We start from the raw sequence: 14,903 nt of genomic DNA, 5'->3' as shown, positions 1-14,903 counted from the left end.
GAGAGGGTGCGATCAACGATCGAGCAGCGCCTGCAGCGTTTCGATGCGGTCGGCCTCGTTGGCGGGCTTGTCCCAGCGCAGCCGCGAGATGCGGGGGAAACGCATGGCGACGCCGGATTTGTGGCGCGTCGAACGGTTGAGCCCTTCGAAGGCGACTTCCAGCACCAGCCCGTTGTCACGGTCGGCGCGCACCGAGCGCACAGGCCCGAAACGCTCGATCGTGTTGTCGCGGACATATTTGTCGATCTGCCTCAATTCCTCGTCGGTGAAGCCGAAATAGGCCTTGCCGACCGGCACCAGTTCCTCCTCGCCTTCCGCTCCGGACCAGACGCCGAACGTGTAGTCGGAGTAGAAGCTCGAGCGCTTGCCGTGGCCGCGCTGGGCGTACATGAGCACGGCGTCCACCGTGTGCGGGTCGCGTTTCCATTTGAACCACGGGCCCTTCGGCCGGCCGGCGACATAGGGCGAATCCCAGCGCTTCAGCATCACGCCTTCGATGATCGGGTGCGGCGGCGCCCGGCGCAGTTCCTCCAGCGTCTGCCAGTCCGAGAACGCGACGAATGGCGAAAGATCGAAGCGGCTCGGGTCGAGCGTTTTCACGAAGCTTTCGAGGCGGCCGCGCCGCTCCCGGAAGGACAACCCCCGCAAATCCTCCGCGCCGACCTGCAAAAGGTCGTAGCAACGCATGAAAGCCGGATATTGCTGCTGCATCTTCAGTGACACCGTCTTGCGGTTCAGCCGCTGCTGGAGGTCCGAGAACGTCCCTGTCGCTTCCCGGGGATCGCCGACCAGCAATTCCCCGTCGAGCGTGGCCGAGAAAACCATCGCCTCGGCGAGGTCGGGAAAGGCGCCGGAGACGTCGTCGCCGGTGCGCGAATAGAGCCGGCGGATGCCGCCTTCCGACACCGCCTGGACGCGGATGCCGTCCCATTTCCACTCGGCCGCGTAGTCGGCGGGGTCGAGCCTGTCGAGATCGCCGTCACCGACCGGGTTGGACAGCATCACCGGCCGGAACAGTGCCCGCGCGGCCCTCTCGGGCTTTGCGGCCTTGCCTTCCAGCCATGCGAACAAGGCTGTGTACGGCGGCGACAGCCCGTGCCAGAGTTCCTCGATCTCGGCGACGTCGACTTTGCCGAAATCCGCCAGCGCCTGCTTGGCCAGCCGCGCTGACACGCCGATGCGCAACCCGCCAGTGACCAGCTTGATGATGGCGAAGCGGGCCGAGATGCCGGCACTGTCGAGCAGGTTTGACAGCACTTTCGGGCCGTCGGAGCGGCTCGCCGCCTGCAGCTTCGCGACCACCTCACGGAGCGTCGGCTCACGGTTCGGTATGGTTCCGGGCGTCTGCGGCCAGACCAGCGACACGGTCTCGGCGAGATCGCCGACATAGTCGTAGGAATAGCCGAACAGCACCGGGTCCATGCGTTCGGTCACCAGCATGCGCAGCATCGCCGGCTTGATCGCGGCGATGTTGAGATCGCCGGTGATGGCAGCCAGCGCCAGCCCGCGATCAGGATCCTCGACGCTGCGGAAATAATCGGTCAGCAGCGTCAGCTTGCCGTTGCGCGACGGCGTCAGCACAAGGCGGTCGAGCAGTTCGGCGAAGCGATTCATGCCATCAATCGCCCTCGTCCTCATACCCCACCAGATGCAGTGGCCGCGCCGCGATGCCTTCGAGTTCGCACCAGCGCACCAGCGCCTCCTCGCGGCCATGTGTCACCCAGATTTCCCCGGCCCCGGTTTCCTTGATCGTGGCGGTCAGTTCGTCCCAGTCGGCATGATCCGAAATGATCAGCGGCAGCTCGACGCCGCCCTGCTTGGCGCGCTGGCGGATGCGCATCCAGCCCGAGGCGAAGCAGGAGATCGGATCGGGAAAGCGCCGCGCCCAGCGATCGGCGAAGGCGGCCGGCGGGCCGACGACGATGGCGCCGGTGAAATCATCCTTGCTGGCGCTCTCCACCGTCGCCGGCTCGAGCGTGCCGAGATCGATGCCCTGGCGCTGATAATAGTCGCTGAGCTTGGCCAGCGCCCCGTGAATATAGATCGGCCTGTCGTAGCCGGTGTCGCGCAACAGCCGCATCACCCGTTGCGCCTTGCCCAGCGCGTAGGCGCCGATGAGATGCGAGCGTTCGGGGAACTGCGCCGCCGATTTCAGGAGCCGCGCGATCTCTTCCTCGTCCGGCGGGTGGCGAAACACCGGCAGGCCGAAGGTCGCCTCGGTGATGAACACGTCGCACGCGATCGGTTCGAACGGCAGGCATGTCGCGTCCTGCTGCCGCTTGTAGTCGCCGGAGGCGACGATGCGTATGCCCTGATGCACGACCGCGATCTGTGCCGAGCCCAGCACATGGCCGGCCGGATGAAAGCTGATGTCGACGCCGTTGAAGGCAATTCGCTCGCCCAGTCTAGCCGCCTGTGTCGTGCCTGCAAAACCCTCGCCATAGCGAAGCCCCATAATGTCCAGCGTCTGCTGCGTCGCCAGCACCGAGCCGTGGCCGGAGCGTGCGTGGTCGGAATGGCCATGCGTGATCAGCGCCCGGTTGACCGGCCGCACCGGGTCGATGAAGAAGTCGCCCGGCGGGCAGTAAAGGCCCTCGGGCCGGGGGTGGAGCAGGTCGCTGGCGCGCATTGTTCCAAGATAGTGGCTAATTCGGGCGCGGGAAGCCTGTTGCAAGGGACTGTTGACTCGTCCTACAGCCAACCCCCGGGCAGCAGTCAGGCAACGCACTCTGAGGCCTGCGGATGCTTCTGCTGCGAAAAAGCCCCAATCGCATGCCGGATTATGTCGGGGCAGTGTCGTACGGAGGGATTTTCCATGCGCTGGAACATGATGGCCTTGGCATCTTGCCTCGTTATGGCGGGCTGTGTCGGCAACTCCATGTCCGAGCGCCAGGACGAAAACGTCCAGTCCTCATTGCAATATGACAGCGTGCCATGCGGCCAGTTGCTGGCGCAACGCAACGCCCTGGCGCAGCAATACAATCTGTCGCAGCAGGCCAAGCCGACATTCTCCAACCCGGCGATGGGCTTCGGCCCGTTCATTCCGGATATCCGCTCCAAGACCAAGCGCGATGCCGACAAGGCAAGCGGCGAGATCGACGCCATGAACCGGTCCATTGAGCGCCGCGATTGCGGCAAGCCGGACAAGCAGAAGAAGTTCGCTCTGCCGGGCTGACGCATGTCGCCTGAGGCGGTCCCAATGACCATATTACAACGGTCTAATATCCCGCTTTGCGGTCCACCAGGTTCTCCAGCTTTTCGCCCCGCTCGAAGGCGTCCATCTGGCGCAGCATGATCGGCGCCAGGTGGACGGGATCGGATGTGGCCGCGGCATGCGGCGTCACGAATACTTTCGGATGGGCCCATAGCGGACTGGTCTTCGGCAGCGGTTCGACCTCGAACACGTCGAGGCTCGCTTCCTTCAGCGTGCCGTCGTCCAGCGCGCGCACAATGTCGGCGTCCTTCTGCAGGCGGCCGCGACCGGCATTGATCAGCACCGAGCCGCCAAGACCGTTGCGCTTGCGCAATTCCTTCAGCACGCCGTAATTGATGATACCCTTGGTATCCGGCGTCAGCGGCAGCAGCACGACCAGTATGTCTGTGGCATTGAGGAACGGGATAAGCCCGGCCTCGCCGCAGTAGGTCGCGACACCTTCCATCGGCCGGTCGGTGCGCGACCAGCCATTGACCGCAAAGCCGAGCGACAGCAGCGCCGACGCCGCCGCGCGGCCGAGACTGCCGAGCCCCATGATGCCGACAGAGATATCTTCAGCGGTGCGCTGCGCCGGCTCGTGCCATATCTTCTTCGGCTGCTGCGACCGGTACAGCAGGCCCTGGCGGTGATGATCGAGCACCCGCCAGACGACATATTCGGTCATGTGCTGGGCCAGGTTGCCGGCGACGACCTTGACGATCGGCACGTCCGGCAGGCTGGGATCGGAGAAGATGTGGTCGACGCCGGCGCCGATCGAGAAGATGGCGCGCAGATTGGGCAGCGATCCCAACAGGTTCGGCCGCTGCTTCCACACCACCGCATAGGTGATCGAAGGATCGCTGGCGCCGTCCGGCTCGAGCACCACCTCGCGCTCTGCGGACAGCAGTTCACGCCAGCGCTGCGGGTGAAAGCCGGTGACGGCAAGCAGGATTTTGCCTTTTTCCATTTATGGATTTTGTCCTGTTGTTCGGTTTGGAGCAATTGCGGGAGGGGTGCGCGGCGGCTTTCCGGCCGGAATTGCGAAGGAAGGAGTCACTCGCTGACGACCCCCGTCGGGGCGGTCTCTATCTTGAAGGCGGCCGAGATCAGCGCCCGAGTATAGTCGGTTTGCGGCTTTTCAAAAATCTGTTCGGAAGGACCGGCTTCGACGATCTGGCCATTGCGCATGACGATGACATCGTTGGCCAGCGCCCGGATGACCTTGAGATCATGGCTGATGAAGAGATAGGCGAGGCCATGCTTGGCCTGCAGGCTGCGCAGGAGGTCGACCACCTGCGCCTGCACGCTCATGTCGAGGGCCGAGGTCGGCTCGTCCAGCATGACGAAGCGCGGGTTGAGCACCATGGCGCGAGCAATGGCGACGCGCTGGCGCTGGCCGCCGGAGAATTCGTGCGGATAGCGGTTGCGCGTGGCCGGATCGAGCCCGACTTCCTTCAGCACGTCGACCACCTTGTCGTCGCGCTCGTCGAGGGACAGCTTCGGCTCGTGGATCTTCAAGCCTTCTTCGATGATCTCGGCGATGGACATGCGGGGGCTGAGCGAGCCGAAAGGATCCTGGAAGACGATCTGCAGTTCGCGCCTGAGCGGGCGCATGGCGTTGAACGAGAGCTGGTTGATGTCGCGCCCGTTGAATCGGATGGTTCCGCTAGACGAGATCATTCGCGCCAGCGCCAGGCCGAGCGTGGTCTTGCCCGACCCGGATTCACCAACCACGCCCAGCGTCTGGCCGGCCCGCACGGTGACGTCGATGCCGTCGACCGCCTTCACATGGTCGACGGTGCGCTGAAAGAAGCCCTGCTTGATCGGAAACCAGACTTTGATGTCCTTGCCGGTCATCACGGGTGCCGCGGCGCTGTTGGCCGCGGGTGGCTTGCCCTTGGGCTCGGCCGCAAGGAGATGGCGCGTATAGGCGTGCTGCGGATTGGCGAAGATGTCCTTGGTAGGCCCCATCTCGACGATCTTGCCCTTGGTCATCACGCACACCCGGTCGGCGATCTTGCGCACAATGCCGAGATCGTGGGTGATGAACAGCATCGACATGCCCTTGCGGCTTTTCAAGCCGGCCAGCAGCTCGAGGATCTGCGCCTGCACGGTGACGTCGAGCGCCGTCGTCGGCTCGTCGGCGATCAGGAGTTCCGGCTCGTTGGCCAGCGCCATGGCGATCATGACACGCTGGCGCTGGCCGCCGGACAACTGGTGCGGATAGGCGTCGAGGCGCTTCTGCGGCTCGCGGATGCCGACCTCGTTGAGCAGAGCCAGCGTGCGCGCCTTGGCCGCGCGGTCCGCCATGCCCTGGTGCAGCTTCAGGATCTCGACGATCTGCTGCTCGATCGTGTGCAGCGGATTGAGCGAGGTCATCGGCTCCTGGAAGATCATGGTGATCTTGTTGCCGCGCACCTGCCGCAGTTGCTTCTCGCTCATGGCGAGCAGGTCGGTGCCCTGGAACAGGATTTTGCCGGAGGGGTGGCTGGCGCTGGGATAGGGCAAGAGCTTCAGCACTGACAGCGCCGAAACCGATTTGCCGGAGCCGGATTCGCCGACCAGCGCCACGGTCTCGCCCTTGGCGATGTCGAAGGAGATGTGGTCGACCGCCATCGACTGCTGTCCGCCTTGCGCGAAGGCGACGGAGAGGTCCTGGACCGAGAGCAGTGGGGCTTCGCTCATCTGAATGTCTTGCGCGGATCGAAGGCGTCGCGGGTTGCCTCGCCGACAAAGACCAGCAGCGACAGCATCAGCGAGATGACGACGAAGCCTGATATCCCGAGCCACGGTGCGTTGAGGTTGCGTTGCGCCTGCTTGAGCAGTTCGCCGAGCGAGGCCGAGCCCGGCGGCAGGCCGAAACCGAGATAGTCGAGCGAGGTCAGCGTCGAGATCGAGCCTGAGAGCAGGAAGGGCAGAAAGGTCAGCGTCGCCACCATGGCGTTGGGCAACAGGTGCCGGAACATGATGGTGCGGTTGCGCACGCCGAGCGCGCGCGCCGCGTTGACATACTCGAAATTGCGCGCGCGCAGGAATTCGGCCCGCACCACCCCGACCAGCGCCACCCAGGAGAACAGCAGCATCAGCCCGAGCAGGATGAAGAAGCCCGGCGGCAATATGGCGGCGACGATGAGCAGGAGGTAGAGCACGGGAATAGCCGACCAGATCTCGATGAAGCGCTGGAACAGCAGGTCCGTCCAGCCGCCGAAATAGCCCTGCAAGGCACCCGCGCCGACGCCGATCAAAGCCGAGCCGGCGGTCAGGATCAGTCCGAACAGCACCGAGATGCGGAAGCCGTAGATGACCCGCGCCAGCACGTCGCGCGCCTGGTCGTCGGTGCCCAGCCAGTTCCAGTTACCGACACTGCAGGCCGGATCATCAGCCCCTTGCGGGTACTGGTTGCAGCGCGTCTTGGCGTCATACTGCCAGGACGGCTTGGCCGGGGCTGCTTCGGGAATGGCATTGTTGACGGTCTGGTAGGAATAGCGGATCGGCGGCCAGATCATCCAGCCATTGGCGTTGATCTCGTCCTGGATGACCGGGTCGCGATAGTCGGTGACGGCATAGAAGCCGCCGAACTTCTCCTCGGGATAGGCGACCAGCACCGGAAACAGGATCTCGCCCTTGTAGGAGGCGATGATCGGCTTGTCGTTGGCGATGAATTCGGCGAACAGCGACAGCACGAACAGGACAAGGAAGATCCACAGCGACCAGTAGCCGCGCCGGTTGGCCTTGAAATTCTCCAGGCGGCGCTTGTTGAGCGGCGAGAGAAACGGCCGCGGCATCCGCTCCGGCACGACCCCGGCGGTAACACTTGCCTCCGACATCAGACGTCTCTCCGCTCGAAATCGATGCGCGGATCGACCCAGGTGTAGATGAGGTCGGACAGCAATCCGACGAACAGGCCGAGAAGCGAGAAGATGTAGAGGTTGGCGAACACCACGGGATAGTCGCGTTCGACCACCGACCGGAAGCCGAGCAGGCCGAGCCCATCGAGCGAGAAGATGTTTTCGATCAGCAGCGAACCGGTGAAGAAGGCCGAGATGAAGGCGCCGGGGAAACCGGCGATGACGATCAGCATGGCGTTGCGGAAGACATGGCCATAGAGCACCTGTCGTTCCGAGAGGCCCTTTGCGCGGGCAGTCACCACATACTGCTTGCGGATTTCCTCCAGGAAGGAATTCTTGGTCAGCAGCGTCGTCGTGGCGAAGGCCGACAGCACCAGCGCCGTCAGCGGCAAGGTCATGTGCCAGAGATAGTCCGCGATCTTGGCCGGCCATGACAACTGGTCCCAATTGTCCGAGACGATGCCGCGCAGCGGGAACCAGTCCCAGAACGAGCCGCCGGCAAACAGCACCATCAGCATGATGCCGAACAGGAAGCCCGGAATGGCATAGCCGACGATGACGACGCCGCTGGTCCAGATATCGAAGGGGCTGCCGTCCTTCACCGCCTTGCGGATCCCGAGCGGGATCGAGATCAGGTAGGACAGAAGCGTGATCCACAGCCCGATCGAGATCGACACCGGCATCTTTTCCAGGATCAGGTTGAGCACCGAAATGTCGCGGAAATAACTGTCGCCGAAATCGAACCGGATATAATTCCACAGCATCAGGCCGAAGCGCTCGAGCGGCGGCTTGTCGAAGCCGAACTGCTTCTCCAGCTTCTTGATGAATTCCGGATCGAGCCCCTGCGCGCCGCGATATTTTGAACCGACGTCGCCGGCCGCATCGAAATTGCCGCCGCCCGCATCGCCGCCGCCACCGCCCAGACGGTCGCTGCCGCCCTGGTTCGTCAGCTTGGCGATGACCTGCTCGACCGGGCCGCCGGGTGCAAACTGGATGACGGCGAACGAGATCGCCATGATGCCGAACAGGGTCGGGATCATCAAAAGGATGCGGCGCAGGATATAGGCGCCCATCAGATGGTGCCCTCCCGACGCATGTGATTGGCGAAACCGTCGATGAACGCGCCTCTTTCCCCGTCACGATACGGCGAGAGGATGCCGGCAGGCCGGTGAGGGGCGGTGCTTACGCCCGCAAGAAATTCAGCCTTTGCCAATTTTTGCCGCCTTGCCCTTGTCGAACCACCACAGCGTCTCGACCGGAAAGCCGAAATCGGGCTTTTGCTCGACGAAGCCGAACATGTCCCAATAGGCGACGCGGTGATTCGCCAGATAGTATGTTGGAATCCAGTCCAGCCGCGCGCGCAAGACCCGATCGAGCGCTCTGAGCGCGGTGACGAGTTCGGACCGGCTTTGCGCCTTGCCGGCTGCCGCGATCAACGCGTCGATGGCCCTACTTTCCGTCCCGGGATAGTTGCGCTGCCCCGGGGTTTTGGCCATTCGGGAGGCATAGAGCATTTCCAGGCCGTCGTCTGTCGGCGTCGCCCCGATCGACCAATGGAGCAGGGTCAGATCAAAGTCGAAATCGTTCTGCCGCTGTTCATATTGCGCCGAATCGACCTGTCGGATCGAAGCGTCGATCCCGATCGCCTTCATATTCTCCGACCATGGGGTAAAGATGCGGACGATGCCATCCTCTTGCGCCAGCATCTCGACCCGCAGTCGCTCGCCCTTGTCGTTGACGACGAAATTGCCCGCCCGCGTCCAGCCGGCTTCCGCGAGCAGCCTCGAAGCCTCGCCAAGCAGCTTGCGGTCATGGCCCGAGCCGTCGGACGCACGCTGCATCACCGGCTCGCCAAACGCCTCCGGCGGCAACTCGGCCCGAAACGGCTCCAACAGGGCCAATTCCGCAGGCGAAGGCAGGCCTTCGGCCTTGTACTGGGACCGTTCGAAGTTCGATTGCGAGCGCTCATAGGAGCCGTAGAAGAGGGCCCGCTTCATCCATTCGAAATCGAAGCATCTGGCGATCGCCAGCCGCACCCGCTCGTCGCGGAATTGCGCACGACGCTGGTTCAGCGCGACAGCCTGCATGTCCGGCGACTTCTCGCCGGGAAATTCCCGCTTGACGACCTTGCCGTCCTTGAGCGCGGGAAAATCGTAGCCGGTCGCCCAGACCCGCGCGGTAAACTCCTCGCGAAAATGGGTGTCGCCTTTCTTGAAGGCTTCGAACGCCGCCTGTCGGTCGAGATAGAAGTCGATGCGGATACGGTCGAAATTGTACTGGCCGCGGTTCACCGGGAGATCGCGGCCCCAATAATCGGGCACGCGCTCATATTCGACTGTCTGTCCGGCGGCCACTCGCCCCATTTTGTATGGTCCGGAGCCGAGCGGCGGCGTCATCGTCGAGGCATTGAAATCATTGACCGCATAAAAGGCCTTGGACACGATCGGCATCGCCACGATCCTGAGGATGTTTTGCGCGGACTGTTCGCCGTTGAAGGTAAGGTTGAGGGTGAGCGGATCCACCGCGACCGCGTCGGTCATATACCGCAACGCTTGGGAAAGGTTCGGATGCCCTTGCTCTTTGTAGAGCTTCAACGCGAAGACGACGTCTTCGGCGGTCAGCGGCGAGCCGTCGTGGAAACGCGCTTGCGGTCGAAGCGCGAAGCGGAAGCCGTTGCGGTCTTGCGACAAGGTGACGGACTCGGCAAGCAGGCCGTAGACCGCATCCGGCTCGTCGAGCGCGCTTGCCATCAATGAATCGAAACAGAGTTCGGTGCGCGGCGGCGCATCTCCTTTCAACACCAGGGAGTTCAATGTGTTGAAGGTCAGGAAGCTTTGGTTGAGCGTAGCGTTCGGCGGCGCGAAATTCATCTGGCCGCCCTTGGGTGCGTCCGGATTGACGTAGTCGAAATGGGCGAAATCCGGTTTGTATTTGAGGTCGCCGTAGGCGGACAAGCCGTGCAGTTTGGTGCCGGTCGCAAGATTGGCAAAGGCTTTTCCGGGCAACAGGGCGGCGACAGCGGCGGCACTGCCCAGGGCCAGGAAATCGCGACGGGGCAGCACCGCCATCAATTGTTGCCCTTGTACTTGGCCGCCAGCGCCTTTTCCTTCTCCGGATCGATCCACCAGGAGTTCTGGTCGGCGCCGATATAGCTCGGCTGTTTGGCGGGAATGCCGAATTTGTTCCAGTAAGCCAGCCAGACCACGGCTCGATAGTACTGCGGCACGACGTAGTAATTCCACAGCAGCACGCGGTCGAGTGCATGGGTGGCGGCAACCAGATCCTCGCGGTCGGTGGCGAAGATGATGCGGTCGACCAGGGCATCGACGACCGGGTTCTTGATGCCGGCGTAGTTGCGCGACCCCGGCCGGTCGGCTGCTTTGGAACTCCAGAAGTCGCGCTGCTCATTGCCAGGCGATTCCGACTGGCCGAGTTGCCCGATAATGACATCGTAGTCGAAATTGTTGACCCGGTTGACATATTGGGTCTGGTCGATGATGCGCAACGTAGCGTCGACGCCGATCTTGCGCAGATTGGCGATATAGGGGCTGGAGATGACCTGGTCGGTGTCGTTCCAGCCGAGTATCTCGAACTTGAACGGCTCGCCGGTCTTGGCATTGACCATCTTACCGCCCTTGATCACCCATCCAGCCTTGGCGAAGAGGTCGACTGCCTGCTTCAGGTATTTCCGCTCGGCCTGCGGCGCATCGTAGACCGGCAGCTTGAATTCCTGGGTGAACAGCTCGGGCGGCAGCTTGTCGCGATACTGTTCCAGAATTTCCAGCTCCTTGCCTTGCGGCAAGCCGCTGGAGGCCAGTTCAGTTCCCTGGAAATAGCTGCTGGTGCGGGTGTTGAAGCCGTAGAACAGCGTACGGTTCATTGTCTCGAAGTCAAAAGGATAGGTCAGCGCGGCCCGCACCAGGCGGTCTTGGAACAGCGGGCGCCTCTGGTTGAGCATGAAAGCCTGCATCGGCTCTGGCGAGGTGGTCTTGAATTCCTGCTTGATGACATCGCCGGCCTTGACCGCCGGGAAATCATAGAATGTCTTCCAGCGCTTCGAACTGTTTTCCGGTTTGATGTCGTCAAGGCCCCCCTTGGTGAAGGCCTGCCAGGCGGCGTTGTCATCAAGGATGTAGGTGAAACGCTGCCTGTCGAAATTCTCGCGGCCGATCTTCACCGGCAGCTTGGCGCCCCAATAATCCGGCACGCGCTGCCAGACGATTTCCGAGCCCGGCTTGAAGCTGGCGATCTTGTAGGCGGCGGAGCCGAGCGGCGGCTCCAGCGTCGGCCTGGTGACGTCGCGCTTCTTGCCGTTGGCGTCGGTGCCTTCCCACCAGTGTTTCGGCAGCACGGCGAGATCACCCAGGATTTTAGGCAGCTCGCGGTTGCCCTTCTGGCTGAAATGAAACTCGACTTCGCGATCCGAGACGGCCACGGCATCCGTGACGTTCTCGAAATAGCGGCTGTACATCGGGCTGTTCGCCTTCAGCACCTGGAACGACCAGATCACGTCGTCGACGGTAATCGGCTGGCCGTCATGCCATTTCGCGCGCGGATCGAGCCGATAGGTCGCCGAGGAAAAGTCGGCCGGGTATTTGTAAGCGTCGGCGATCAGCGGATGGCTGACACTGCCCTCGTCGGTCGCCTGCTCCATCAGCGTGTCGTAGAGCAGGCCGCCGCCGAAGCCGACCAGGCCGGCGGCCGGCGAACCCTGCACGATATAGGGATTGAAGCTGTCGAACGTGCCCAGCACCACCGAATTCAGCGTGCCGCCTTTGGGCGCACTCGGATTGACGTAATCATAGTGCTGGAAATTGTCGCCGTATTTGGATTGGCCGATCAGCGATGATGTGGTGCGCCATTCATCGGCCAGGGCCGCCTGCAACCCCGCGGCCAGCAGGACCGCCGCCAGCAACGATTTGAGAAGCACTCGGCCAAGCGTCATCCACTGTCCTCTTCGCGATGCGTGCCATCATCCAGAAAGGCAATCTAGATGATTTGCCGCGCGTGAAAACCGCCATGCGCGGCTTTGTCGCCGCATATGCGGTTTCCTAACGAAAAAGCCGGGCTGAACCCGGCTTTTTCAAGGTCGTCGAGACGATATCCGGTTTATTGAGCAGGCGCCGGTGCCGGGGCGGCCGGAGCCGGTGCGGCGGGAGCCGCAGGCGCCGCCGGCTTGGCAGGAGCTGCGCCTTCGGCCGGCTTGGCCGGTGCGGCCCCTTCGGCGGGCTTGGCGGGGGCGGATGCATCGGCGGCAGCGCCCGGTGCTGGCAGCGGCTTGGGATTGTCCGAAAGCGTGCGCAGATAGGCGATGACGTTGGCCCGGTCCTCATCCTTGGGTAGGCCGGCGAAGCCCATAGCCGTGCCCTTCACGAATTTCTTTGGCGAGGTGATGAAGTGGTTGATGTTGTCGTAGGTCCACTTTTCCGTGCCGCCCTTGGAAAATTCCTTCATGCCGGCCGAATAGGCGAAGCCTTCATGCTCCGCGACGGGACGATCGATGAGATCCCACAGATCCGGGCCGACCTTGTTGGGGCCGCCCTTTTCGCCGGAATGGCAGGCCTGGCATTTCTTGAACACGGCGGCACCTGCCTCGACATTGGCGGTGGCCAGCAGATCGGCGATCGGCTTGGCTGCGGCGGCCGGCGCGGCAGGGCCGCCTTCGGCCGGTTCGGCGGCTTCGATGGCGAAGCCTGGCTTTTCCGGAGCGGGCGAGGCAAACAGCGCGTCCGACACGATGCCGACCGAGAAGACCACGAAAACGGTTCCGAGCAATCCGGCGAGCAGCTTGTTGACTTCGTTGGAATCCATACGCCCCTTGCTCCCTTTTCCGGCGGACCGAACCGTCCACTCCGTCCGTCGGTATCGAGACCTGCCCTCCAGAGCCGGTCAAATCGCGCGGAAACTAGGTCTTTTGCTCCGGCGTTGCAACACCTATAAGGGCGCTTCCAGTGAGACCTTTTGCCACTTTCCCCTCCTCGTTTTCGAACGCCCGCCAAACCGATGTCCACCTTGATCCTGATCCCCGCCCGCATGGCCTCGACCCGGCTCCCGGGCAAGCCGCTGGCCGACATTGCCGGCGTCCCGATGATCGTCCATGTCGCGCGCCGCGCCGCCGAGGCCGGGCTTGGCCGTGTCGTGGTGGCGACCGACACGCAAGGCGTGGCGGAAGCCGTGCGCGCGCACGGTTTCGAGGCGGTGATGACGCGATCGGACCACGAATCGGGTTCGGACCGGATATTCGAGGCCCTGACGGTGCTGGATCCGGCAAACAAGGTCGAAACCGTCGTCAATGTGCAGGGAGACCTGCCGACCATCGATCCCGCGATCATCGTGGCCTCGCTCAGGCCGTTCGAGGACAAGGCGGTGGACATCGCAACGCTCGGCGTCGAGATCGAGCGCGACGAGGAAAAGACTAATCCCAACGTCGTCAAGATCGTTGGCTCGCCACTGTCGGCCACCAGGCTGAGGGCGCTTTATTTCACCCGGGCCACCGCGCCCTGGGGCGAGGGCGCGCTCTATCATCACATCGGCCTCTATGCCTATCGCCGCTCGGCACTCGAGCGCTTCGTGGCGCTCAAGCCGTCGCCGCTGGAACGCCGCGAGCGGCTGGAGCAGTTGCGGGCGCTGGAGGCCGGCATGCGCATCGACGCCGAGATCGTGCGGTCGCTGCCGCTCGGCGTCGACACGCCGCAAGACCTGGAAAGGGCCAGGACGATCCTTTCAAACTGAGAGCCGAACCGGCACTCCCTCAACCGAGAATTGGCCATGCCTGAAAAGACCAACAGAATATCCTTCCAGGGCGAACCCGGCGCCAATTCCGACACCGCCTGCCGCAACGTCTATCCCTCGATGCAGCCGCTGCCGTGCCCGACCTTCGAGGACGCGTTCAACGCGGTCGAAACCGGCAAGGCCGATCTCGCCATGATCCCGATCGAGAACACCATCGCCGGCCGGGTCGCCGACATTCACCATCTGCTGCCGGAATCGAGGCTGCACATCGTCGGCGAGTATTTCCTGCCCATCCATTTCCAGCTGATGGTGCTGCCAGGTGTGAGGCGTGACGAGATCAAGACCGTGCACAGCCACATCCATGCGCTCGGCCAGTGCCGCAAATATGTCCGCAAGAATGGCTGGAAGGCGGTTGTCGCCGGCGACACGGCGGGCGCGGCCAAGATGGTCTCCGAGGTCAAGGACCGTACCATGGCCGCCCTGTCCCCGGCATTGGCAGCAGCGCTCTATGGGCTCGACATCATCGAGGAGAATGTCGAGGATACCGATTCCAACGTCACGCGCTTCGTCGTCCTGACCAAGAACAAGCAGTGGGCCGAACGCCCGTCGCCTGACGCCAAGATGATGACGACCTTCATCTTCCGCGTTCGCAACGTGCCGGCCGCGCTCTACAAGGCGATGGGCGGTTTCGCCACCAACGGCATCAACATGACCAAGCTCGAGAGCTACCAGCTCGGCGCCTTCACGGCGACATTGTTCTACGCCGACATCGAGGGCCACCCCGACGATCCGCTGGTCAAGCTGGCGCTGGACGAGCTTCGCTTCTTCTCGCGCGAGGTGCGGATCCTCGGCGTCTATCCGGCAAGTGAGTCACGCGAGCAGTGGAAGGTGGCGGATTAGACTCTTGGCCGCAGGCGCCAGCAGGCGACTTCAGCGGACTATCGCACACGTCTGGATTGGCCGAGCCTCCCCAGCCTCGTCATCCTAGAGCAATTCCAGGAAAAGTGCGTAGCGGTTTTCCGTCCGGAATTGCGTAAAAACAAGGAGTTAGAGCGGGTCGGCGATTCCATCAAACGCTGAACCGCTCAAGGGCGAAGCAGGAGCGCAGCTCCGTCGCGAAGACCCTAGGA

The 14,903-nt window shown here is 63.1% G+C and carries 12 protein-coding genes; 3 read left to right on the top strand and 9 right to left on the bottom strand.

The window, feature by feature from the left end; genetic code table 11:
- Positions 1-12 precede the first annotated feature (12 nt).
- Positions 13-1,614, bottom strand: a complete 1,602-nt coding sequence (locus tag LB533_RS21160; protein WP_224678161.1) for a cisplatin damage response ATP-dependent DNA ligase — start codon at positions 1,612-1,614, stop codon at positions 13-15.
- A 4-nt stretch (positions 1,615-1,618) separates the two neighbouring features.
- Positions 1,619-2,629 (bottom strand): ligase-associated DNA damage response exonuclease, encoded by a 1,011-nt coding sequence (locus tag LB533_RS21155; protein ID WP_224678160.1) that lies wholly within the window; start codon positions 2,627-2,629, stop codon positions 1,619-1,621.
- 249 nt (positions 2,630-2,878) lie between these two features.
- Between LB533_RS21155 and LB533_RS21150 the strand changes: the two genes are divergently transcribed.
- Positions 2,879-3,175 (top strand): hypothetical protein, encoded by a 297-nt coding sequence (locus LB533_RS21150; protein WP_224556966.1) that lies wholly within the window; start codon positions 2,879-2,881, stop codon positions 3,173-3,175.
- Positions 3,176-3,218: 43 nt separating this feature from the next.
- Here LB533_RS21150 and LB533_RS21145 read toward each other — a convergent pair whose 3' ends face one another.
- From LB533_RS21145 to LB533_RS21115, 7 genes are all read right to left on the bottom strand, one after another.
- Positions 3,219-4,160 (bottom strand): 2-hydroxyacid dehydrogenase, encoded by a 942-nt coding sequence (locus tag LB533_RS21145; RefSeq protein ID WP_224678159.1) that lies wholly within the window; start codon positions 4,158-4,160, stop codon positions 3,219-3,221.
- 86 nt (positions 4,161-4,246) lie between these two features.
- The gene (locus LB533_RS21140; RefSeq protein WP_224678158.1) at positions 4,247-5,878 is read right to left on the bottom strand and encodes an ABC transporter ATP-binding protein; all 1,632 of its coding nucleotides are present in this window, start codon (positions 5,876-5,878) and stop codon (positions 4,247-4,249) included.
- Positions 5,875-7,020: an ABC transporter permease gene (locus tag LB533_RS21135; protein WP_140639997.1), complete on the bottom strand. Its 1,146-nt coding sequence runs from the start codon at positions 7,018-7,020 to the stop codon at positions 5,875-5,877. The genes LB533_RS21140 and LB533_RS21135 overlap by 4 nt, the downstream gene beginning before the upstream one ends.
- Entirely contained in the window at positions 7,020-8,114 is a 1,095-nt protein-coding gene (locus LB533_RS21130) for a microcin C ABC transporter permease YejB (protein WP_140550129.1), read from the bottom strand. Before LB533_RS21130 ends, LB533_RS21135 begins: the two co-directional genes overlap by 1 nt.
- 126 nt (positions 8,115-8,240) lie before the next feature.
- Positions 8,241-10,109 carry an extracellular solute-binding protein gene (locus LB533_RS21125; RefSeq protein ID WP_224678157.1) on the bottom strand — a complete coding sequence of 623 codons (1,869 nt, stop codon included), beginning with the start codon at positions 10,107-10,109 and terminating at the stop codon, positions 8,241-8,243.
- On the bottom strand, positions 10,109-11,986 hold the full coding sequence (locus LB533_RS21120; protein WP_224678156.1) for an extracellular solute-binding protein: 1,878 nt from the start codon (positions 11,984-11,986) through the stop codon (positions 10,109-10,111). The genes LB533_RS21125 and LB533_RS21120 overlap by 1 nt, the downstream gene beginning before the upstream one ends.
- A gap of 164 nt (positions 11,987-12,150) precedes the next feature.
- A complete protein-coding gene (locus LB533_RS21115; protein ID WP_140639994.1) occupies positions 12,151-12,852 on the bottom strand; it encodes a c-type cytochrome in 702 nt (233 codons plus the stop codon).
- A gap of 192 nt (positions 12,853-13,044) precedes the next feature.
- Between LB533_RS21115 and LB533_RS21110 the strand changes: the two genes are divergently transcribed.
- Positions 13,045-13,773 (top strand): 3-deoxy-manno-octulosonate cytidylyltransferase, encoded by a 729-nt coding sequence (locus tag LB533_RS21110; RefSeq protein WP_140639993.1) that lies wholly within the window; start codon positions 13,045-13,047, stop codon positions 13,771-13,773.
- Positions 13,774-13,809: 36 nt separating this feature from the next.
- A complete protein-coding gene (locus tag LB533_RS21105; protein ID WP_140639992.1) occupies positions 13,810-14,673 on the top strand; it encodes a prephenate dehydratase in 864 nt (287 codons plus the stop codon).
- Positions 14,674-14,903 lie beyond the last annotated feature (230 nt).

This window comes from Mesorhizobium sp. BR1-1-13, from assembly GCF_020165515.1.
Classification (GTDB): Bacteria; Pseudomonadota; Alphaproteobacteria; order Rhizobiales; family Rhizobiaceae; genus Mesorhizobium.
Note: the sequence above shows the minus strand (reverse complement) of the source record. Positions and strands in the feature narration are given on the sequence as shown.

Coding starts and splice junctions, on each gene's coding strand:
- LB533_RS21155 (WP_224678160.1), bottom strand. CDS start 2,629: ATGCGCGCCAGCGACCTGCTCCACCCCCGGCCCGAGGGCCTTTACTGC.
- LB533_RS21115 (WP_140639994.1), bottom strand. CDS start 12,852: ATGGATTCCAACGAAGTCAACAAGCTGCTCGCCGGATTGCTCGGAACC.
- LB533_RS21125 (WP_224678157.1), bottom strand. CDS start 10,109: ATGGCGGTGCTGCCCCGTCGCGATTTCCTGGCCCTGGGCAGTGCCGCC.
- LB533_RS21150 (WP_224556966.1), top strand. CDS start 2,879: ATGTCCGAGCGCCAGGACGAAAACGTCCAGTCCTCATTGCAATATGAC.
- LB533_RS21130 (WP_140550129.1), bottom strand. CDS start 8,114: ATGGGCGCCTATATCCTGCGCCGCATCCTTTTGATGATCCCGACCCTG.
- LB533_RS21105 (WP_140639992.1), top strand. CDS start 13,810: ATGCCTGAAAAGACCAACAGAATATCCTTCCAGGGCGAACCCGGCGCC.
- LB533_RS21160 (WP_224678161.1), bottom strand. CDS start 1,614: ATGAATCGCTTCGCCGAACTGCTCGACCGCCTTGTGCTGACGCCGTCG.
- LB533_RS21135 (WP_140639997.1), bottom strand. CDS start 7,020: ATGTCGGAGGCAAGTGTTACCGCCGGGGTCGTGCCGGAGCGGATGCCG.
- LB533_RS21110 (WP_140639993.1), top strand. CDS start 13,045: ATGTCCACCTTGATCCTGATCCCCGCCCGCATGGCCTCGACCCGGCTC.
- LB533_RS21145 (WP_224678159.1), bottom strand. CDS start 4,160: ATGGAAAAAGGCAAAATCCTGCTTGCCGTCACCGGCTTTCACCCGCAG.
- LB533_RS21140 (WP_224678158.1), bottom strand. CDS start 5,878: ATGAGCGAAGCCCCACTGCTCTCGGTCCAGGACCTCTCCGTCGCCTTC.
- LB533_RS21120 (WP_224678156.1), bottom strand. CDS start 11,986: ATGACGCTTGGCCGAGTGCTTCTCAAATCGTTGCTGGCGGCGGTCCTG.